Genomic DNA, 20,804 nt, shown 5'->3' with positions numbered 1-20,804 from the left:
TGGTTATTAATCTCATTTATTAATTGGTTTGGACTATAACTACCTATAGAAAGAACAATTGAGTGAGTGACTCCGTTAATATCAAAATTAAGCGTGTCGTTTTCACCAGATAGGATATTCATCCCGTTTGATAGGTCTACTCTACCTTGAACTGTAGTATTCGAAGAAGTAATACTACCATTCACTAATGAAGAGGAATCAATAAGTGTCCACCCATCTAAAATGTTTTGAAAAAGAGTATCTTTAGCATTTCCACCGAAATTTCCAAACGTATGATTGCCATCAGTAAGTTGGTATAACCCATCTTGATCTGATGAAGCGATTAATGTAAGTACAGTTCCATCTAGAGGAGGAGAATCTCTTAGATATAAAAACTGTGCTTTTACTGGAGCACCAGCAGCAGTAAATTGTTTATTTAATTCGTTTATAAATTGAGAGTTTATATTTTGGCCACTTTGATTAGGTCCGTAAATTGTGTATGCGCCTGGGCTTAAAGTAATTGAATATGTTTGTGAATCTATATCAAATGTTAAAGTATCATTCACTCCAGAGGTTATAGTAATACCTGGGTTTAGAGTAGGGTATCCATCTATTTTGATATTGCCAGTTCTATTGGAAGCTGAAATTATAGGTGATAAAAAATTAGCTCCGATATTCCCTTTGATACTATTAAAGATTAGATTTTTGTTTGAACTAACAAATTCAATGTTATTAGTTTTATCTGAGAATTTAGCTGTTAAGTCTATCTGATTATTGTTAAATACATTATTAAGTTCTTGTATAAAGTTATTTGCAGAATAAGTATTTGCAGGTATTTGAACTACTTTAGATACACCATTTATTTCTACTTCTAAAGTGTCATTAACGTTAGCTAGAACAGTGTATATTGGTTTATAAGTTAGTGAAGAAATTATTTTAGTAGCTACTTCATCGCTAGGATTTTCTGGGGAGGTAATATCACTCACCTTTTGATTTAAAAGATTTATTGTATTGAAATGTGTGTTATTTGCTATTTCGTCGATTCCGTTTTTCAAATGATTTATTTCATGTTGAATTTTTAAACGATCTTCATAGACCGAAGTATCGTTTGCTGCTTGTATTGCCAATTCTCTCATTCTTTGAAGCAAAGAATGCACCTCGTTTAATGCACCTTCAGCAGTTTGTAAGAGTGAAATACCATCCTGAATGTTTTTACCTGCCATATTAAGACCGCGAATTTGACCACGCATTTTTTCAGAGATTGCTAAACCAGCAGCATCGTCTCCAGCTTTATTAATTTTATATCCAGAAGACAGTTTTTCTAATACACTATTAGTCTTTTTATTATTTTGAGTTAATCTATTATTTGCATTTAGAGATGAGATGTTGTGTCTAATAATCAAAACAGATCCTCCGTTTATAACTTTCATTTAAAATAAAGTATATTTCTAATTTAAGATAATATTACCATTTACCCTTTATTTTTGTAACTATTAGATTAAAACTCCTAATTTATAAGAAATCTCCTCATTTGGTTGAAAGAAATAACGAGAAGGACTCCTAACTTGATATGAAGAAATAGTAACTTGCTATTACTTTATTGAGTCACCTAAGAACTTTTCCGCACTTATTAATTAACAAATACTAGGGTTAATGCTAAACAAGCTTTAATAAATAAAAACTAAATTTTAAAAGATATTTTAATTATACCTACAGGGACACCTTGAGGATTCACTGGCTATGATTATATAGTAGAGTCTTTTAAATGTTTTTTTTGTGGTTGAAATACGCTTTCATTTGATGGAGTTTTTTCATTGATTAAAGCATCCTTTAATTAAAGATAGGATGCTTTTTATTATCTCGATATTCACACAGCTATTCCACATCAAAGATCGTTTGAACCAGTAATGTACAAGGCTGTTTCAATGAATGTGAATCAGGTTGAAGTACTGCATATTGCATCTGGTCAAATGTATCATTGGAGGATTAAAGGTAGGTGCCCAAGGGGTGCCCAAACAAATACCAAAACGTATAAATAGAAGGAAATATTCAATAAGTTTTTAATATATCGGTTGATAAAAAGCTATAAATACAGGTTTTATAGTAATGTATAAAAGTTTAAAAACCTATTACCACAGCCTTCTAAGCCGTCGGTCGGGGGTTCGAATCCCTCCTGGGACGTCAATAACAAATCAAAGGTTGATGTTTAACCGAAATAAAAAGCGCTTGAAACCTTATGAAAATTGGGTTTTGAGCGTTTTTTGTTTGTATGGATATTTATAAGAATCGTATTGAATGACATATAAAAAATAAATTTGGTAAACAAAATGTAAACATGGTGAACAAAGAAATTAAGATGAATAAACATTAATCGCTATTGCTTCATCTCGTTCTTCCATTTCTTTTAATACGTGCGAATAGTGATCAAGGGTTGTTTGAATATCTGAATGTCCTAATCATTTAGAAACAGAATGATTATTAGCTCTTTTATAGATTAAGGCACTGGCATGCGTGTGTCGTAAACCATGAATGGAGATATGTTCGATTCCTAATGCATCTAATGTTTTTCGTAATAATTTATTAGCTCCTTCATTTTTTACTGTTTTTATGGAAGATTGTCTATAGAAAACCAAGTTGTTTTCATTTTCAGGTACCGCCAATATTAGTTTCTTAAATTCATTCATAACTTTCTTATTTATAGATGTTTTTCTTTCGGATTGTTCATTTTTTAATGGTCCAAAACCAGTTCCTCTTTTATAGTCCTATCCTCGGTAAACTTTTAATTGGTTTAGTTTAAAATCCAAACATCTGAAGTGAGTCCTGTTAACTCCCCAAACCGCAATCATGATACAAGCCCCAATAAAATTAAATGGTATGTGCTTGTGGAAGGCGAAAGGCGATAAAAAAAAGTTCTTTGTATAATTTTGCGCAATCATTGTAATTCAAATGTTTATCTTCACTCTTTTTAGCGTTATTAGTAGCGTTTAATTCTAATATCCTTCCTCAATTGCATCCCTTACATACGCTCTTATATGTGTATTGAGCTTTCTAAAAGTCTCCTTTGATTTACCTTTACCATTCATTTAAAAACATTTGGTAATCAGCTCGAGTAATTTTTTGAATCGGTTTATCTTTAAAATGTTCCTTGACCCGTTCAACAGAATTTGAATACCGGTTATAGGTGTTAATATGTTTGTTGGATTTATACAATTCAATCCATTCTTCAAAATAATTCGCAAATGTTTTTTCTTTAACAATTACTTGATTACCTTTTTAATAATAATACTTTTTCTGCAGCTTCTCTTTGTGCTTCTCCTTTAGTCGCAAAACCACCTTTTGAATGATTCATTATGCTTACACCGATACAGAGTTAAACAAAATCATGAAAACCATGACGATAGTGGTTGATACTCGCGAACAAGTAAACGGCCATATTCTTGAATATTTACGCAGCAAGGATGTATCTATTAAATTAAAAAAACTCTACCCTGCCTGGCGATTACACAGCTATGCTGCCGAAAAATGAGGAACTTGGTATCATGCGAGATATTTATTTAAACAGTAGAGAGTTGAACGGAAAGCTAGTGTAGACGAGATAGTAGGAAACTTAGGTAAGGACGAGCGTACATGCTTTGAAAATGAATTAATTCTAACTCAGAATATGCCATTCACAATCTTACTTGAAGATCCAGAAGGATATAAAAAAATTCTAAATGGGACCTACAGAAGTAAATACGATCGACTTGCATTACTTTGCTCATTGAATACTTTCAAAGCTCGTTACGGCTTTGGAATTACGTACTTAAATAATAAGTTTAGTGGGAATTTTATTTACTACCATTTCTATTACCAAATGAAGAACTACCTAAAGAGAGAGGTGTTCTAACTATCATGAACATGTGGAATGAGAACGAGGATTTATGATAAAAAATACATTTCTTAGCTGGCTAATAACCTCGAATAATTTAAAATATATCTTAGGTAATTTAATTAAAGTATTTGGAGGATATAATGGTAAGTTTATTTATTTTACAAGGTTTATCACTTTCGGGTGCTGAAAAGTATTTATTTGAAGCAGGTTATATAGAAGAAGAAACCATCGAGAAAAATAGCCTAGAATGTGACATTATCATAACTTATGTTTATGTACTTTATGATATAGAAGGCAAAGTTATAGATCGAGTTGGCTACGTTGAATATTGTTTTATTGATGAAGATGGTGATCAAGATGCATTTAAAGTTGAATGGATAAGATTATAATACTAAAAGTGTAGCAAGGAATGATTAGAGGATGAAATTGCAGATATCGAATTTAATTTAGAATGTAGTAAAAATGAATTGAAACGTTGGGTGGAGGGCGACTTAACAAAAGTTAAATTAACTTCAGAAAGCCATGGTGCTCAATTAGATGAAATCATTGAAGCTGCTGAACGTGAATTAGCACATAAAATGAATGATTTAGATGAAATGAAAAATCTGATTAATACATTCTGAGGGTTAGATAATCAGATACTGTACAAGAAAATAGTTAAATTAGGTTTAAAGTCAAATATTTGGGGAGTTATAACTACCCTTACAATAATTCAGGTAGAGTGTGCAGCAGAAATGGATAAAAAATTCCCAGGGAAAAGTAATTGTGAGTAAGATAGTGTGGCAAAATAGAATGTAAAAGATGGAGACTACTAAATTGGTAGTCTTTTTCTTTAACTAAAATTGTTAATTTATTCAACCTTCTAGTATATAATTTTGTAGTGAAGGTTGATAAATATTGCATGATTACCCAATAACAAGATATATCGGATTCGCAATAATTGCACTAGCTGTTTTGGAAGTATTGGAAATTACGAATTTCAAACCTTTGTTTTTACTTGGGTTTTCTTTTTCTGCACTTCTACTAACATTTGTTGATTTTATTGAAATAAAAGCAGAAGAAAAAAATGATCCTTTCAAATATAGAAAAATAAAATTGGGTGTTTTAAATACTGTTTCAAAACTTCTCTATCATACCCCAAGAAATAACCTTTTTCGTTAGTAACTACACCTTTCTCATAAATTAACCCTAAGGAATCTTCCATTAATGCAATCTCTTCTAAATTCTCATTTTCTCTTGCATTAGTGTTTTCACTAAATACCCCTAGGATTGAAAACATAGCGATTGCTACTACCATAATAATTTCGAACAATCCATCTTTTATTATAAATGTCATATTATACCTATTGTTGTATATAATACCATTTCATTTTTTTATATTCAATGAATAATTAAATAAGAAAAATAGTGTAGACAACATTATTGTAATAATAATTTGTATAAACAAATTTATATTTGTTTGTAGCTGCATAATAAGTAATAATGCTACAAAGAAAAAAACAGATGCCCAAAACACTTTATTTTTTATTATACTTTTTATAGAGCTCAACTAAAAATCACCTCATTTTAATATAATAAATACCCAATTAATTATACACTAAATTATGTAATAAATGTTGTTTAATTGTATGGATCGGATCTTAATACCACATTCTTGGTAATAAATTCAATTGTTTAGTTATAAGTTAATTCACTAGTGTTCTAGCAAAAAAGTCACGACTCACATTGAGCGTGACCTACCACTTGTTTCCGATATATACGGACAAGCGAACGTGTTTTTTTGTAATTTTGTTAGCAAATATTCGGCGCGCTTTTTGATACTCCTAAAATTTCTGAACAACATACAGAAAAGGATGATGATACGATGAAATTCACAAGCACAACCGCAAAAGCTGCAGTACATGATTATATTCAACAAGCAGTCGATAAAGGATTGATTAATGAATCTTGGTTGGAGAAATTCGATAATGGAACTATGACTAGTGGTGATTTTGAAGGATTGAAGATTATCATTTTCACAACGTAGCGCTTAACAGCAGATGCCTGTTACCTTAATTGGTAATTGGCTTTTTTTTATTACTTATAAGATGGTATAATATAGGTATTAAAGGGAAATTAAGGATGTGAATTTATGAAATGTAAATACTTCTTATATATTATTTTAAGTTTGAGTATATTGAATGGATGTAGCAAGCATGATGAGTTAGAAAAAGGAAAAGCAACCGTCACTGAAGAAGGCGTAACCTTATTGGCTAAGTATGAAAATTTAACAAAAAAGTCGCAAAAAGCATTATTAGAGAATTTAGATGACAATAATATAGATTATGTAATTGATAATCAAGGATCTGTGTTTGTAAACATAAAAGTTATGGACAAAGCCATTTCGTGTTGCATGCAATAATATATAGATTTTATTACCACAGATTTCACTTGATAAAATACGAACCAAAATAAAAACTAAGATAACTTAATTGTTGTCTGATATCATCCCCTTTAGGTAGACAATGTTAAAAAAACTACAGTACGCTGTAGATAACATTATACGTAAAGGGGATAATATCACCACCGAAGTGGTTGTCATAAAAGATTCGAAACACTCGTTTACAAAACGGGTGTTTTTTTGTGGGAAAACGTTGATATATCAATGTTTGTGTTAGTTCATTAAATTATTAATGCTGAATGTAATAGGGAGAGGGGGAAGTAGGAAAAGGCATGTACCCCAAAATCATTATGTTTTGATTTCCTTCGATTTTTCAAAATTCAAAGTGCTGATATCATCCAGGAGGTTAGATGCATGTATCTCATCTTTTTCGAATGAAAGGTAATCGTGTTTCTACTGGTGTAGAAATTTGTTACAGCAAAAGTGGTGATGTCGCTATAGGATTGCAGAGGAAAACGCTGTTCAATATATATCTGAGCTATTAAAGCAACTTGGTTGGGTCATTGAGCGAGTTAAGAAGCATCAGGATTGGAACGGCAAATATTGTCCGCACCGTATATTGGCAGAAAATCGTTGGAATAGTTTCTTGAAACGTATTGCAGAAGCAATGAAGCCGATGGAAATAAAAAAACCAACAGAAAAGGATGAGGATACTATGAAATTTACAAACTTAACAACTAAGACTTAGGTACATGATTATATTAAAAAATTTACAGGAAAAGGAAGGATAGATAAATAATGGTTAGAAAAATTCGATTCAGGTGCAATGAAAAGTGGTAATTTTGAAAGTTTTGAAGGTTATCATTAAATAGCGAAATAACTAGCTATCCTGAAATAAAATATTATTATCATTTTAAAACAAGAAATTTCAAGAAATAATTTTAAGTTTTTACTTTGGAGCAAAAATGTATCTTTTGGCTTATGAAGGGATAAAACAACGCCAATTCACGCCAGTAAATGAAGAAATAATTGGCGTGAACTGGCGTGATATGAAATGCACGCCATATAATTGGAATATGACCACCAAGAATTCGGTGGTAATACACCCTTGAAGTGGCGTTGTTGGCAATTATAGGATAATAATTACTCGAGGTAAGTTTAGCTATAGCTATTCAAAATATTATTATCTGAAAATAAGGTGGTTCATTATGAAATTTAAAAATATAATCTTAGCATCGACTTTAACTCTATCAATGATTTCTTTTTCTAACATACAGGATGCATCAGCATATGAAATAAGTAATCCATCAAATTTTGCAGACCAAGAATTTTTTTCTAATACAGTAGAAACAAATACAAGTGCAAATGATGTTGATATAATAAAGTTAAATAATAGTTCATTACAGATTAATATCACTAATGAAAATGTAAACGTTGACTTCAATGAAAATGGAGTAGTGACATTAACTAACGGTGAAAATTCAGAAGTTTTACCGACAACTGCAATTGATGTAAATGGAAATACTGTTAATTTAGTCTATAATGAAATTGAAAATGGGTTATTAGTTGAATTACAAAATGATACTGAAACAAATCAAGTATCGTTATCAAGAAGCAAAAGGAGTTTTAATCCAGTAAAATGCGCACTTGGAACTGCAGGAGCCTGGATAAGTGGAGGAGTTGCTGGTGCAGGTACTGGTGCTGCTATAGGCGAAAAATCGGGTGCAAATGGTAAAGCTGTAACAGGTGTTGGAGGTGCTATAGTTGGTGCTATAGGTGGCGGTATGGCTGGATTTGCTACATTCTGTACTGATTAATGAGGTGATGATTTTTGAATGAATGGTTTTCTAGACCGATGATATTGAGCTATCTTGTAATATGGATTCTGTTTATATTTTTACAATTTGCATTAGAAGCAGATTTAAAATGGATTATTTTTAATCCTTTAAATTTACTTTTTATATTTAATCTTATTACAGGTGTCACTTATCAAATCAAAAAAAATGATACTCAGTAATTAATTCGGAGTATAGACAAAAAGCTCAGGTACTCAATTAATTGATATGCTCCCTATTAGGTAGACAGATGAAAAAATAAAATCTGTTTATCTAAGGGGAGTCTTTTTTTGGGGGCGAAGCAAACATCCACTCGAGTTAAAATGACATATCCTTCAATTGTTTGAAGAAGGTAACTATTCTATCAACGAATTGTGTGAAAAATTTTCATTAAATCATCAAACTTTATATAGCTAGAAAATGAAATACGAGGCAAGTGGACGTGATGGATTACACAAAGCTACTTCATGTAAATTCTATTCAAAAGAGTTAAAGTTAGCGGCCATGGAGGACTACGTTCAACGGAATTATTCACAGATGGAAGTGTTAGCGAAATACGAGATTAGTAGTACCTCAGTTTTAAAAAGGTGGGTAAAAAAGTATACTAGTCATAGTGAATATTTTTCGTGCGGTAAGTACACCTAAACCAGGTGCAAATTTGATTATTGATTAAGAGGCGAGGATGAAAAATTTCATGGAAAAATTGCATTCGAACGGACATTCACTTATACAAAATGAAAATACACTATCTTTCGCAAGTTTTTCTGAAGAAGAGGATAAGACTTACTATTATCAATATAATGGTGAAAATCTAAGAGAAATATCAAAAATAACGTATGTGGAAAGTAAATTTGGTGATAAATGGGGCAATATATCTAGTCAATTAGAGGAGTCAAATTATTCATACATCGAAAGTATAGCGAAATGCTGGATAAATGAAAAAGGAAAAAGAAAATTAATTAGTCTTAGTGAATACTATAATAATACATTTGGAGAAAATTGGGGAGATAACTATGGTTTTAATATCATACCTAATCATATTTTTTCTGATGTTACTAATTTTATGACATGTGTTATAAGAAATGAAACAATTTGTCTTCTGTGGCCTCATAATATCATACTGCACTTTAATGAGGATGATAAGCTTGTTCAATATATTTTGTTGGAAACCTCTGACTATTATGATACATTGTATAAAATTTGTTCAGATGGACAAGCAGTCTGGGGCGTATCTCCCACTTTGAATTCTGTTGTAAAATATAAATTTCCGAGTTTTGAAATAGAAAAAATCTACCACTATATGCCTGATGAAGAACTCTCACGAAAGACAGAAGGTATAAGTAATGAAATCAATGTAATTTATTGTGAAAATGAACTAACAGGTTTAAATTACCCAGAATATATTTCTTATATTGATGAGCAATTATATATTTGTGATATGGAAAATAAACGAATTGTAACGTTGAATCCAAACAGTGGAAAAATTGAACAGTATATAGCTCTGAATTCTAAACCGTTTGAGTTTTTAAAATATAAAAATCAATTTGTTATTCAAACAGACACAGGAATATATTTATTGAATAAGAATGAAAAGAAGGATTTTTCCGATTAGAGATTTCTCAAAAATGACCAGGCGCTCAATTGAAAGAGAGTACCTGGTCTTTATTAATTTACTCCTTTTAATTCCTGTTCACGAGCCGCAATGATCTCTTTTAATTCAGCCAAGTCATTAAATCACAGTACTTATTAATATTCGTCTTAGCAGAACTCTTCGCTGATTGTTTCCTTGTTTTATCTCTTTATTTTTCTTGATAAGCCTGTGTAGGTCGTTTTTGTGCTTCAGATGTTTTGTTATCAGGCACCATTATTCTCTCCTTTTCATATACAACGATGTTTACAATGATTTATATTAACATTTGTCATGCCAATACTAAACAATAGTTAAGGAGTAACTTATGGTGTAAGCATAAATATCGCAGGTAATTTTAAAATGATTACAGTAACTGATGGTCATACAACAGATACTGCGATACATGTCATTAACTGTTACTTATGTAAATGGTGAGAAAATTTCAAATGATTTTGTTAAATTGAAAGTGTAGAAGTAACTGACGATGAAGAAACTGTTTCTTTGAAGTTAAAGATAGGCTATCGACTGTTTCCAATAATCAAGGTGGTGGTGTAGGGGTCTCATGGATTTATGAGTATACAAATCCCGGTTCTTTTAATTTAACAAGTATTACTACTTCTGTTGTTATAGGAATTCTAGCCACAATTGCTACAGCACTAATAGCTACAATGACAAACAACGAGAAGAAAACTATATATTGTATTGAAGAAGATATTGGCAACCAGACTAAAACTGGCCACTAGTATACAAAAACTATAAATTAGAAGTAACTTTTTATGAATACAGCACATATAAAGGGGTATATAACTTCTACAACAATATACCATCAATAGAATAATTTAATAATTTGATAAAATTAAAAAAATTCTTGAATCTACATTTCTCACAATTGCCCAAACAGAACACTGTTAAGTTCAAACTACACTTATTAGTTGTAATAAGTGTAGTTTTTTATTTACATTTTAATGTAATTTTTTTTGAGATTCTTTTTAGTCGAATCCACATGTAGTTGAATATGTAACTTTTGGTAGACAATTGGTGTCTATATAAAAGAGGTGGGTGGATTGAAAATAAAAAAATTATTCTATGGTTTGGTCGCATTAGCTTTATTCATGGTTACAGGATGCAATATTCAAGGGGGAACTACAACCGTATCAATTGACAGGATAAATGCCGAAGAAGTTTTAACATTAGATTCTGATGCTGATATTTTTCAGTATGATGGAGTTATCTACAAAGCTAATATTGATTGGGTTGAAGAATTGTCTTTAACAAAAGATGTTCAAATCGGTGAAATAAAAACAAAAAATGATGCTAATACAGATTTTAGAGATGGGATGTCGAATAAACTTCCTGTTGGTACAAAGATTTTTTCCACCAAAGAACGAGGAGAGATTTTAATTGTAGAATCTAAAGGAGAAATCAAAAAATATCTTGCAATTGTTGAAGGGTAAACAAAATAACTTGTTCAACAAACGTGGTGCTTTAATTGAATAGCTAGAATGATGTATCCATCTCATACGAGGTGGTTTTTTTTTATTTATACAGTGCAAAACTTAAAAGTTTTGATTCTTATAAAAAATAGGCGGGAGGAATATTCGTGTTAGATATCACTACTAGGAGGCAAAACGATTACCCTTAGACCATATTCTAAAAAACTTTCCTTGTTAATTCCTTTGCCATTTTATCTTTGTTGAGCCTAGGCTATTTGTGTAATTTCTTAAATACTTGACCATTCTATTATAGATAGGGGTGAAACAATGAACGATGTAAGCTACTTACAGATAGCGAGTGAAACAGTTATTACTTTTTTTGTCCTTCTAGCTCTTACACGTCTTTTAGGAAAAAAACAATTAAGTCATTTAACTTTTTTTAACTATGTAACAGGAATAACAATAGGATCAATGGCTGCAAATATGGTTGTTCTTAGTACAAAAGATTACACAAAGGATTTACTCAGCCTAGTAATTTGGTGTTCACTTACTATAATAGTCAGTTATATAAGTCTTAAGTCTGGAAAAATTAGAGTGATCTTTGATGGTCAACCTACCATTATTATAAAACATGGAAAGATAGACAGAAAAGCATTAAAAAGAACAGGTGTTAATATCGATGACCTGACGATGTTGATTAGGCAATATCAAATCTTTTCAATAGCAGAAATAGATTTCGCCATTCTAGAACCAAATGGTAGACTTAGTATTCTCAAAAAACCTGAATATCAAGGAACACAAAAAAGCGACTTACAAATATATCCTTCGCCGCCGACTTATTTACCTATTGAAATAATTGCTGATGGAAAATTATTACCGAAAAATTTATTGGAGGTTGGTAAAAGTAGAGATTGGTTAGAAAACGAATTAAGCAGGGCAAATATAAAAGAGGTCAAAGAAGTGTTTTATGCTGAAATTCAATCTGATGGAAGTTTATTTATACAAAAATTCTAAACAAAAGTAACCAGGCGCTCAATTAAAAATGAGTATCTGGTCACTTTTTTGTTTTTATTGCTGTTTGTTAATGATACCTAAACGCTGAAGTATTTTAATGCTGCATGGATCGAAGGGTTAGGAATTCCTTCTCAATCTTCGTCCATTCCATATAAGAAACCTGCTAATAATTACTTAGCCATATAGATACAGCTTCCTCCATTTCGGAACGGGTGTTTTTTATTGTAAAGCGTAAAATATGTAGAAATATGAAAATAGTAATAGATATTCCTTCATTATCCATGTATATTTGTGGAGAAGGGAGATTGAAAAAAATGAAAAAATTTCTTATTTTACCACTTACATTGCTATTAAGTATTTTGTTAATAGCTTGTAATCAGGATGATGATAGTGGGAAGAAAACAGATGGTGCTGATAAAGCATCCGAAGAACCATTAAAAGTTGATAAAGGTCTTATAAATGTTGAAGTCACAATACCAGCTACATTATACAAGGGGCAAGACATAGATTCTATTATTTCTGAGGCAAAAAATAGTGGCATTAAGGAAGTTATTAAGAATGAAGACGGATCTTTAACTTATAAAATGTCTAAATCCGAGCACAAAAAGATGATGAAGGAATTAAAAGAAAGAATTGTAAAAAGTGTAGAAGAACTTAAAACAAGCGAAGATTTTGTTTCCATAAATGATGTAACTTATAATAAATCTTTTTCTGAGTTTACACTGACAGTAAATAAAGAAAAGTTTGAAGGTAGTTTCGATGCAATTGCATCTTTTGGACTAGCTTTAGCAGGCATGTACTACCAGCTATTTAACGGTGCAGACATTGAAGATTATAAAGTCACAGTAAATTTAAAAGATGAAACAAATGGAGAGATATTTGACACGATGGTTTATCCAGATTCCTTAAATGAAAATAACAATAAGTAAGTTGAAGAGCACCTATAATATAGGAGGGGTTTTCATGAAAAAATTAGCATTATTATTATGGGTGTCTATGTTATTGGTGGCTTGTGGTCAAAGCGATAAAAATAACAATTCAGATAGTAATCCAAAAGAATCTGTTGGAAAAAATGCAGAAGAAGAAGTATCTGAAAATAATAATGAAAATGAAACAGAGGTAGAGGAAGTTCTGACGATTACTAAAGGAAACGCATTGGTAGTTGATAATTACGCAGAAATCACTATTAACAACAATGTTTTCGGTAAACAAATTTCACCGCCAAATCCAAACTCTATGTATACATATTACAAAAATGAAGAGGAGGGTGAAGTGTACTTAGATACTATTATTTCGGTAAAAAGTTTACTAACAACAGGTCAATCATCTGATGAATTTTTAAATGTGAAAATTATTTATGATGGAAAATATGAATATACAACTTTCTCAACAATAGAAGATCGAGGTGGAGCAGATTTCACGTTTACCAATATTACATCGATCGAGCCTTTGAAAACGGGTACTCTACATTTTATAGCTTCTGTACCAGAACAAGTGGAGAAGGATGGGAAACCATTAAAAGCAATCATTACAGTAAAAGGGAAAAAGTATGAACAAATAATTAGGTAAATAGAAATTATACTGTTCTTTTTTATTTCAATAGCCAAGAGAGTAAAAGTACTCCTCACTTTTAGTAGAACAAGGTTTACTACAACCAAACTATTCAAAGCGAGGAGCACTATCTGTTGAAATTATTAGTAGTAATTTCCCCTTACCAAACAAATCCGACTGGCCAATATGGCATTTTATAGAGGCCGGAAATATCATGCCTTTCCGCCATTTCTTCCATTTTGTCCATTGTATAAGCATAGGTATCTTCGTTTATTTTCTCGACCGACTCTGGAATACGGATATAGCCTGATAGCAATTCACCGATATGGTAAGCATGTTGAAAAACAGCTGCTTCTCCAACAGGTTTGTAATGAGGTATAAAATGAGGTATAACGATGGTGTGATCCAAGTTCACATCTTGTAGGGCACCAACGTTCATTGAAAAACCAACACCTGAATGATAAAAACCAACGACTTGAAAATCCATTACTTCAGAAATTAATTCCAAGGAAAATATATCGCCAATTTTATAAATATCCTTATACGCATTCCCCAACACAACACTAATAGGTTTGTTGGGTGCCTCAAGCGAAAAATCAGACTTTTGAAGGTTTCTGCCTTCTTCAATACTATTATCGAAGTGATTAAAAGTGCCTTCACCTAATAAAATTGTTTTTAATGGGGTTGTCAACACTTCATTACCTTCCTGATCAAGCGAAACAACATTCACTGGGTTTGAAATAATTTTATCGTTGCCAGCGGCTTGATACTCTTCATATCCTTCTACAAAACTTGTTTCGCCTTCATAATGTCCTCAATAAACTAAGGGGTATTCATTCACAAGAATATAATCAAAAGCTGTTTTTATTTCGTTATACATAGCCTTTACTTCTTCAATTGGCACAGATTTGATGCCATCTGGAAGTTCTTCAAAAGCAAAAACGGTTTTATAGTACGGTTCAAATTCAGGTATATCGGAGACGTAATTAATATAATCCTCGTAATCATCAAATGACTCAGGCTTAGGTGTCGTCGTTTGTGATTTTTCTGGTTCAACTGTGTTGGTTTGAGGTTGTTGTACATCTGGTATACTTACTTCATCTGTTGCGCTACATGCAGTTAAAACGACGAGGAATAGAATTTCGACAATTGTATAAATAGGTCTTATCAAGCGTAGCAATAAGTTTTTTCTCTTCATTACCAATTATAGAAAATACGAGGTGTCGCATCTGGAACTAGGCCTGTAGCTAGATAAGAAGTTGCATTGGCTCTAATCCCACTATTCAAATGGTTATTACCAGTAGTGTTAAGTCGACCATTGGACCAAACTTCTGCACGTGCAGTAAATCGTGGCTACCCAGCCAGATGCAAAATGGTCACCGCCATGCCCATGTGAAGAATCCACATACAACCGAACATCACTACCTGTAACTTTATAAGAATTTCTAGAGATACTCATAGTGTTGTTGTCTTGTGACGCACTATCACTTCCACCGCCAGCGGACTTATCCATTACCAACACTTTCCCATCCATAGTAATTGATTCTGGCAATTCTACCATAGTATTTGACTCTGGCAATTCTGTGGCAAAGGCAGGAATGCTTGAAAATATAATTCCAGAAACCACCATGATAGGGGTCATCTTGCTTATAAATTTTTTCTTTTTCATACGAATCATCCTTTCTTTTTTCACACTTTGACCTTTCGCTTATAAAACCTAAATGAATAATAATGTATATGGTAATATAAGAAAATTTAATATAATGATGTAAATTTATTGATGCACCTAACCTGAAGATTGGCAGGAGTTACGGAGGTTTTAGCAATGGCAGTTTGGAGATAAGGTGGGGCGGTCAGTTTATCTAAGTGGATTAATAGGAGCCCGTGATAATTGCTAAGTATTTTATATATAGCTACACAAACTAAAAACATATTAAGTATTGGCTAATGAACAACAAAAGATCAGCTACTCAATTAATAGTGAGGCTGATCCTTTTATGTTGACGAATAGTTAAATTCATTTTAAAAAATTTTTTATGGTCCACAAATTGAGAAACAATTGTGCTCCTTGAAATTTTCATTCACCCAATAATCAATTTTATTGAAAAGTCGTAAGAATTGGATATCCGCTGTATTATTTAGTGAACATGCATTGAAAGCGATTTGATTCCATTGTTCTTGATTAACGCAGTTGGGACCAAAGTAATTGAAAGCAGGTAATACATCTTCTATAAATAAATGTAAAAAATCAAAGGCTTCTGTTGTTAGATAAATAGAAGTATCATGCCAATGTTTATTTTTAAAAGGACCTTGCATAAATTCAAAAACATCATGCCTTCCCTGTAAATTTTCTAAAGTATTTATTTTCAGTATATATTCCTCCAATGTAAGGTTAAGTTATTTTAGGGTAGAAAGTGAATTTAAAAGATTTGCATCTCTAAAAATTACTCTTTATGCCAATTTCTTTTCGTGTTGTTAAGGGATTTGTATTACTTACAAAAATAAATAAATGTCAATGTTGAGTCAAGATAATCTTATTGTTGAATTTTTATTTTTACTTATTCTAACATTACACGATTGTCCCGTTCATCCCTTAATTAAATGAAAAAGACCCGCTTAAGAATAGTGCTTAAGCGGTTTTTTTTATAAAAAACAATCAGGTTTACGTTGGTATGAATCAGCAGATACACCCCATTTTATTGACAGTTAAGATGGAAATTAGAACACCTATTTTAGTTAACTAGGACACCTAAGTATAGAGGAGCGGTTTGTATGAAAAGAATGAATAACTGTAGATTTCTCGAGTTATAGTGTGTATGTAAATAAATGAAAGGAGAAAAGAAAAATGGAAAAAGAACGGAATGCAAATGAATTCGATTTAGAAGTAGAATTATTAGATTTGGATGAAGTGTCAGCGATTCCAGAAACAACAGCAAGCAGTGGCTCGACAAGCTGTTCGGCATCATCGACATGTGGCTCAACATCATGCTGCGGTTCTTGTTAAATCATTTAGAGGAATTGGTGTAAGTTTTTATTGTAGTAGCCAAATAATCACTATTTATAGGAGGAACTAAAGATGAAAAAAGAGATGAATACTCAAACAGTAAATGCAAAAGAATTTGATTTAGAAGTAGAATTATTAGATTTGGATGAAGTGTCAGCGATCCCAGAAACTACAGCTAGCAGTGGCTCAACAAGTTGTTCAGCATCATCAACATGCGGTTCAACATCATGCTGTGGTTCTTGTTAATAAATTGTTTGGAAGATGTAGAGTCGGTTTCGAAAATAGTATAAACAACTAATTACTATTTATGGGAGGAACTAAGGATGAAAAAAGAGATGCATACTCAGGAAGTAAATACAAATGAATTCGATTTAGAAGTGGAATTACTAGATTTAGACGAGGTGTCAGCAATTCCGGAAACAACAGCAAGCAGTGGCTCGACAAGCTGTTCAGCATCATCAACATGTGGCTCAACGTCATGCTGTGGTTCTTGTTAATGACTTGAAAAATAATGGAGCGGTTGAAACAAACTATTGTGACAACCGCCCGATTATCTTCTATCTAAGAGTTGTATTTGGAGAATCCAACAGGGTAAAAAAAATACATAAGGGTGTGTTGCAATGTATCAAACCTGTATTTATAACTATGACAGTTCATTAGAACAATCATTGCTATTACTTATTGATGATATGTGGAATACAAATCAATATTTTGTGTCAAAGGGGTGGGAGGGTGGACCTCATATTCAGTTAGTTACAAAAAATAAAATATCGCAATCTGAATATAAAACTCTGAAAAAGAGAGTGCACCAGCTAATCGAAGAGAGACCATTGGATAAATCCTATATGGATCAAGTGAAGAAAAAATATGAACAAAGTTCCCTATTGATTTCTAATTTGGAAAATAAGAAAAGTGAACGTGCAATTCGAGAACACGGAGAAATAGACATACATCCTTATTTTTTGCAATTTCATAATGAACGATTAACTAATTTATTTATGAACGAACGATTCAGACATTACCAATTGCTACTGGATACTAGAAAATATATAGAAGCGCAGAATATTAAGCTAGATGAGCTGTTTCCACTTATTTTTTCAAGAATTTCAGATGTCTATCATGAAAAAAATAATAATAAAGGTTACTTTTCATTTGTCTCGCATGTTCATGGCTTCTTTGAGCTTTCTGCCAAGCAAGAGAAACCCTACAACGAAAATTTATTTGAGACACTTTATGTAGAAAGGCAATTAGGTTTTGAAATTGCAGAGAAAGCACATTCTCAGCTAATTAATAGATGGTATAAATATTTTTCAGAGTTTTATGGATGTTGTTTAAGTCAGGTGGACGAATTATTAGACGATCATTATAAAGCTGAATTGGCTCGTACTATAGAGGAATTAGAAAAAAATTTTAAAAATGATTTTCATAGGAATTTTGTTGCCTATTCAAAGAAAAATAACTTTATGGAAAAACCTGAAGCAACGGCCTATAGATTTACAGTCAATCTGCTGTATTTACTATTACCTTACTTTAATATAAGTGCCTTGAAGAAGCAAAAGTATATTTATATGGCTTACAGAGTAGTGGAAAGTAAAAAAGGGATGACTTGGAGGGAGGAGTTAGGACTTGACTATAACAGTTACTCAAAATCCATTTAGTATTTATCGAGGAACCAATACCTCTGATTATTGGTACTTTGAAATGCGAGAAAAAGCGAAGGAAATTCAGTCTGCTAAAGACGAGATTGACAATGTTCATGAACAAATTGAAAGAGAGAAAGAAATTGTAGTCAGTCAAATTGAAGAAGAGTTCTCTCTACAAAAGGATCCTAAGCTATTGAATCTGAAACGGGATGTTCATAATTTACGTAGCATTCGTTTAAGAAAATACTCAGGGCCAATTTTGTTGAAGCAACTAGTAGACCTTTTAGATCAATTAGAGTTGTACCAAGAAGCACTGCATCGACGTTATGAGGAAGCCGTATTGAAATCGAGGGAGATTCTTCAAAGAGAAATAGCGGATGAACAACTGCAAAAGACCGTTTTATTTTTTAATCAAACTATTTATAAGAACATTGAAAAGTATTTATCCAAACCGGTACAAACACATAATAAAAAAGAAAAAAAGTTGGACAATTTTATTATCAATTTATTAATGCGCAGCTCTATGAAAACTAGTCCGTTTTCTTACCTTACCCAAACGGGCTCTTCTGGTAATCGATTTTTAATAAAAAAGAAGGCAAACATCGAATTAAATCATGCTCTACTTTTTAGAATATTTTTGGAAGCTATTCGTACCGACGAGGAATCATTAGAAAAAATCCCTGTCCATGTTTCTAAATTTGGGCAAAGGAATTCTAAGATTTTCTTTGTCACGCAAGAGAATGTTCCACAATCTAAGAAAATATATGAAACAAGAGATAAGCTGGTTGAAATGGGGATTGCGGAAGAAGTAATTCAATTTCTAAAGAAAAAACAAGGGCAAACTATATTTTATAAAGAATTTGCTCAATTTCTAAGGGAAAAAGAACTTTATTCGGGGCATGAGTTGGATGTATTTAAAAAACTTGTTTCCACAAAAATAGTAGTACAAAAAATTTCAGTAAATGCTAAAAGAAATCTTGTAAAAGAAATGATTTCCTTTTTAAACGAACATGGTATTTGCGAAGAGCTATCACGCCAGCTTCAATTAATGAATGAAATGCAAAAGGAGTTTGAGCAGGCAGATACAAATGAGCGGTTAGTCCTTTGGAGAAAGATTGAGGATATGATTAAAAGTTTGAGTGAAACCATTCCGAATTTTGGTACGGAAATTCTATATGAAGATATCTTGTTTGATGCTCAGAGCAATAAGAGCAGTCTCAAAGATATTGAAAATAAGTTTTCTAATCGTTTTTTTGAAGAAATTACGGCATTTTTACTGTTATTTGATGTGAATATTCGTGTGCAATACGAAGTGGCAGCGCTATATAAAAAATTATATGGCCATTCGGAAATCAGTTTGTCTGACAGCAATTTATTAAACAATGTATTCTTCGAAAAATTGAGATACTTCTTCCCTTATTTCCAGGACATGGATTACCGATATGATGAAGCGATTGCACCTGAAGTAAAGATTTTGGATGATCTTAGAGATGAATTTAAGGCATTCTTTTCTCAATACTTAGATGAAAATCAAGCTGGAGAAATAGACTTTCAGGAACTAATACAACCTTTTTCTAAAAAAATTCCTAAATATATTAAATACGGCAATGAATTTAGTATGACCTTTTTTTATCAGCTTTTTCAGGAGAAAGTAATTTTAAACGATATTTATGATGGTCAGGAGAAATTTTTATCTAGATTTAAAGACTTCTTCGAGGACTTAAATAGAGATACACAGTATCAAGAATATATAGGGAAAAATTATTATGACAAAAATTATTACGAAGTAACAGAGCTGTTTGGATTTAATGGCGGCATTCATGATAGAAATTATAGTCAAAAATTAAATCTGGAATTTGGATATCAGAGATTCCATGATGTTGGGCATCCTCATATATCAGATTTTTCGGTTAAATATGATGAGAAAAAGAAAAAATTGATAGTGCTTGACCATCAGAAGAATGAAGCGAGAGTAGCCTATAAATCATCATTAGTTCCAGTGTTTCTCCCGGGAGTTTTATCTGTATTGCTACTTTTGTTTCAAAGCGGAAGAATCAACTTTGATATAAATTACTTTTTGAAAAAAAGAAGTGATATGCCAAGAATTATTTTTGAAAATATTGTGATGTATAGAAAGAAGTGGACTATCAAACACGAAGATTTAAAGTGTATCAGTAAAGAAGCCGCAGATGAAGTAGAGCTATATTCATGCATTAATAACTATTTTAAAGATCGGCATTTACCTGAAACTTTCTTTTTAAAGAAATATCGTATGGGTGAAGAAATTTCTGCGATGAAGCCATTGTTTATTGATATTACAGTACCAATACTATTCAAACATTTTATGAATGAAATTACCAATGAAGAAAGTCAAGATCCTACGTTCTTTATCGAAGAGGTGTTACCTGAATTTAAGAATGACCTTAGGGAATATGTTGTGGAATATACGATTGACAATTAGGAG

General features: G+C 31.8%; 20 protein-coding genes and 3 pseudogenes. 16 read left to right on the top strand and 7 right to left on the bottom strand.

Going from position 1 to position 20,804, the window contains the following annotated elements; translation table 11 throughout:
• Nucleotides 1-977: 977 nt before the first annotated feature.
• The 3 genes and pseudogenes from AC3CH7_RS12640 to AC3CH7_RS12630 form a co-directional block, all read right to left on the bottom strand.
• Nucleotides 978-1,409: pseudogene (locus AC3CH7_RS12640) on the bottom strand (flagellin N-terminal helical domain-containing protein); the annotation flags it as partial.
• A 1,026-nt stretch (nucleotides 1,410-2,435) separates the two neighbouring features.
• Nucleotides 2,436-2,687: pseudogene (locus AC3CH7_RS12635) on the bottom strand (tyrosine-type recombinase/integrase); the annotation flags it as partial.
• 364 nt (nucleotides 2,688-3,051) lie between these two features.
• Nucleotides 3,052-3,237, bottom strand: a complete 186-nt coding sequence (locus AC3CH7_RS12630) for a tyrosine-type recombinase/integrase (RefSeq protein WP_080717375.1) — start codon at nucleotides 3,235-3,237, stop codon at nucleotides 3,052-3,054.
• An 82-nt stretch (nucleotides 3,238-3,319) separates the two neighbouring features.
• On the opposite strand from AC3CH7_RS12630, the pseudogene AC3CH7_RS12625 reads away from it, so the two are divergent.
• The 3 genes and pseudogenes from AC3CH7_RS12625 (at nucleotide 3,320) to AC3CH7_RS12615 (ending at nucleotide 4,473) form a co-directional block, all read left to right on the top strand.
• Nucleotides 3,320-3,865, top strand: a pseudogene (locus AC3CH7_RS12625) (ERCC4 domain-containing protein).
• A 125-nt stretch (nucleotides 3,866-3,990) separates the two neighbouring features.
• Nucleotides 3,991-4,239 carry a hypothetical protein gene (locus AC3CH7_RS12620; RefSeq protein ID WP_036164410.1) on the top strand — a complete coding sequence of 83 codons (249 nt, stop codon included), beginning with the start codon at nucleotides 3,991-3,993 and terminating at the stop codon, nucleotides 4,237-4,239.
• A 78-nt stretch (nucleotides 4,240-4,317) separates the two neighbouring features.
• Nucleotides 4,318-4,473: a hypothetical protein gene (locus tag AC3CH7_RS12615; RefSeq protein ID WP_155272993.1), complete on the top strand. Its 156-nt coding sequence runs from the start codon at nucleotides 4,318-4,320 to the stop codon at nucleotides 4,471-4,473.
• A 452-nt stretch (nucleotides 4,474-4,925) separates the two neighbouring features.
• On the opposite strand, the gene AC3CH7_RS12610 is transcribed toward AC3CH7_RS12615, so the two are convergent.
• Nucleotides 4,926-5,186, bottom strand: coding sequence for a hypothetical protein (locus AC3CH7_RS12610; protein ID WP_426388412.1), 261 nt, complete (start codon nucleotides 5,184-5,186; stop codon nucleotides 4,926-4,928).
• Between the two features lie 528 nt (nucleotides 5,187-5,714).
• Between AC3CH7_RS12610 and AC3CH7_RS12605 the strand changes: the two genes are divergently transcribed.
• The 8 genes from AC3CH7_RS12605 (at nucleotide 5,715) to AC3CH7_RS12570 (ending at nucleotide 13,711) form a co-directional block, all read left to right on the top strand.
• Nucleotides 5,715-5,876, top strand: a complete 162-nt coding sequence (locus AC3CH7_RS12605) for a hypothetical protein (protein WP_207889344.1) — start codon at nucleotides 5,715-5,717, stop codon at nucleotides 5,874-5,876.
• Between the two features lie 105 nt (nucleotides 5,877-5,981).
• Complete coding sequence (locus AC3CH7_RS12600) at nucleotides 5,982-6,251, top strand: hypothetical protein (RefSeq protein ID WP_198696207.1); 270 nt, start codon at nucleotides 5,982-5,984, stop codon at nucleotides 6,249-6,251.
• A 1,187-nt stretch (nucleotides 6,252-7,438) separates the two neighbouring features.
• On the top strand, nucleotides 7,439-8,047 hold the full coding sequence (locus AC3CH7_RS12595) for a hypothetical protein (protein WP_198696208.1): 609 nt from the start codon (nucleotides 7,439-7,441) through the stop codon (nucleotides 8,045-8,047).
• A 712-nt stretch (nucleotides 8,048-8,759) separates the two neighbouring features.
• Entirely contained in the window at nucleotides 8,760-9,677 is a 918-nt protein-coding gene (locus tag AC3CH7_RS12590) for a hypothetical protein (protein ID WP_488381761.1), read from the top strand.
• A gap of 1,073 nt (nucleotides 9,678-10,750) precedes the next feature.
• Nucleotides 10,751-11,149: a hypothetical protein gene (locus tag AC3CH7_RS12585; protein ID WP_012295541.1), complete on the top strand. Its 399-nt coding sequence runs from the start codon at nucleotides 10,751-10,753 to the stop codon at nucleotides 11,147-11,149.
• Nucleotides 11,150-11,455: 306 nt separating this feature from the next.
• Nucleotides 11,456-12,142 (top strand): DUF421 domain-containing protein, encoded by a 687-nt coding sequence (locus AC3CH7_RS12580; RefSeq protein ID WP_012295540.1) that lies wholly within the window; start codon nucleotides 11,456-11,458, stop codon nucleotides 12,140-12,142.
• A gap of 314 nt (nucleotides 12,143-12,456) precedes the next feature.
• The gene (locus AC3CH7_RS12575; protein WP_031419351.1) at nucleotides 12,457-13,071 is read left to right on the top strand and encodes a hypothetical protein; all 615 of its coding nucleotides are present in this window, start codon (nucleotides 12,457-12,459) and stop codon (nucleotides 13,069-13,071) included.
• A 34-nt stretch (nucleotides 13,072-13,105) separates the two neighbouring features.
• Entirely contained in the window at nucleotides 13,106-13,711 is a 606-nt protein-coding gene (locus tag AC3CH7_RS12570; RefSeq protein ID WP_036217306.1) for a hypothetical protein, read from the top strand.
• A gap of 142 nt (nucleotides 13,712-13,853) precedes the next feature.
• On the opposite strand, the gene AC3CH7_RS12565 is transcribed toward AC3CH7_RS12570, so the two are convergent.
• The 3 genes from AC3CH7_RS12565 to AC3CH7_RS12555 form a co-directional block, all read right to left on the bottom strand.
• Entirely contained in the window at nucleotides 13,854-14,387 is a 534-nt protein-coding gene (locus AC3CH7_RS12565; RefSeq protein ID WP_036162279.1) for a hypothetical protein, read from the bottom strand.
• A 120-nt stretch (nucleotides 14,388-14,507) separates the two neighbouring features.
• Nucleotides 14,508-14,873, bottom strand: coding sequence for a hypothetical protein (locus AC3CH7_RS12560; protein WP_230584482.1), 366 nt, complete (start codon nucleotides 14,871-14,873; stop codon nucleotides 14,508-14,510).
• Between the two features lie 126 nt (nucleotides 14,874-14,999).
• Nucleotides 15,000-15,362 (bottom strand): hypothetical protein, encoded by a 363-nt coding sequence (locus tag AC3CH7_RS12555; protein WP_447402478.1) that lies wholly within the window; start codon nucleotides 15,360-15,362, stop codon nucleotides 15,000-15,002.
• Between the two features lie 1,176 nt (nucleotides 15,363-16,538).
• On the opposite strand from AC3CH7_RS12555, the gene AC3CH7_RS12550 reads away from it, so the two are divergent.
• From AC3CH7_RS12550 to AC3CH7_RS12530, 5 genes are all read left to right on the top strand, one after another.
• On the top strand, nucleotides 16,539-16,697 hold the full coding sequence (locus AC3CH7_RS12550) for a thiazolylpeptide-type bacteriocin (protein WP_080695225.1): 159 nt from the start codon (nucleotides 16,539-16,541) through the stop codon (nucleotides 16,695-16,697).
• Nucleotides 16,698-16,769: 72 nt separating this feature from the next.
• Nucleotides 16,770-16,943: a thiazolylpeptide-type bacteriocin gene (locus tag AC3CH7_RS12545; protein WP_012295531.1), complete on the top strand. Its 174-nt coding sequence runs from the start codon at nucleotides 16,770-16,772 to the stop codon at nucleotides 16,941-16,943.
• Between the two features lie 77 nt (nucleotides 16,944-17,020).
• Entirely contained in the window at nucleotides 17,021-17,194 is a 174-nt protein-coding gene (locus AC3CH7_RS12540; RefSeq protein WP_012295530.1) for a thiazolylpeptide-type bacteriocin, read from the top strand.
• A gap of 348 nt (nucleotides 17,195-17,542) precedes the next feature.
• Nucleotides 17,543-18,355: a hypothetical protein gene (locus AC3CH7_RS12535; RefSeq protein ID WP_422761800.1), complete on the top strand. Its 813-nt coding sequence runs from the start codon at nucleotides 17,543-17,545 to the stop codon at nucleotides 18,353-18,355.
• Entirely contained in the window at nucleotides 18,324-20,801 is a 2,478-nt protein-coding gene (locus AC3CH7_RS12530) for a lanthionine biosynthesis protein (RefSeq protein WP_036162274.1), read from the top strand. The genes AC3CH7_RS12535 and AC3CH7_RS12530 overlap by 32 nt, the downstream gene beginning before the upstream one ends.
• The last annotated feature ends 3 nt before the right edge of the window (nucleotides 20,802-20,804 follow it).

The organism is Lysinibacillus sp. F12 (genome assembly GCF_057773605.1).
Note: the sequence above shows the minus strand (reverse complement) of the source record. Positions and strands in the feature narration are given on the sequence as shown.

Coding starts and splice junctions, on each gene's coding strand:
- AC3CH7_RS12620 (WP_036164410.1), top strand. CDS start 3,991: ATGGTAAGTTTATTTATTTTACAAGGTTTATCACTTTCGGGTGCTGAA.
- AC3CH7_RS12610 (WP_426388412.1), bottom strand. CDS start 5,186: ATGACATTTATAATAAAAGATGGATTGTTCGAAATTATTATGGTAGTA.
- AC3CH7_RS12605 (WP_207889344.1), top strand. CDS start 5,715: ATGAAATTCACAAGCACAACCGCAAAAGCTGCAGTACATGATTATATT.
- AC3CH7_RS12600 (WP_198696207.1), top strand. CDS start 5,982: ATGAAATGTAAATACTTCTTATATATTATTTTAAGTTTGAGTATATTG.
- AC3CH7_RS12595 (WP_198696208.1), top strand. CDS start 7,439: ATGAAATTTAAAAATATAATCTTAGCATCGACTTTAACTCTATCAATG.
- AC3CH7_RS12590 (WP_488381761.1), top strand. CDS start 8,760: ATGGAAAAATTGCATTCGAACGGACATTCACTTATACAAAATGAAAAT.
- AC3CH7_RS12580 (WP_012295540.1), top strand. CDS start 11,456: ATGAACGATGTAAGCTACTTACAGATAGCGAGTGAAACAGTTATTACT.
- AC3CH7_RS12575 (WP_031419351.1), top strand. CDS start 12,457: ATGAAAAAATTTCTTATTTTACCACTTACATTGCTATTAAGTATTTTG.
- AC3CH7_RS12570 (WP_036217306.1), top strand. CDS start 13,106: ATGAAAAAATTAGCATTATTATTATGGGTGTCTATGTTATTGGTGGCT.
- AC3CH7_RS12555 (WP_447402478.1), bottom strand. CDS start 15,362: ATGAAAAAGAAAAAATTTATAAGCAAGATGACCCCTATCATGGTGGTT.
- AC3CH7_RS12550 (WP_080695225.1), top strand. CDS start 16,539: ATGGAAAAAGAACGGAATGCAAATGAATTCGATTTAGAAGTAGAATTA.
- AC3CH7_RS12545 (WP_012295531.1), top strand. CDS start 16,770: ATGAAAAAAGAGATGAATACTCAAACAGTAAATGCAAAAGAATTTGAT.
- AC3CH7_RS12540 (WP_012295530.1), top strand. CDS start 17,021: ATGAAAAAAGAGATGCATACTCAGGAAGTAAATACAAATGAATTCGAT.
- AC3CH7_RS12535 (WP_422761800.1), top strand. CDS start 17,543: ATGGATCAAGTGAAGAAAAAATATGAACAAAGTTCCCTATTGATTTCT.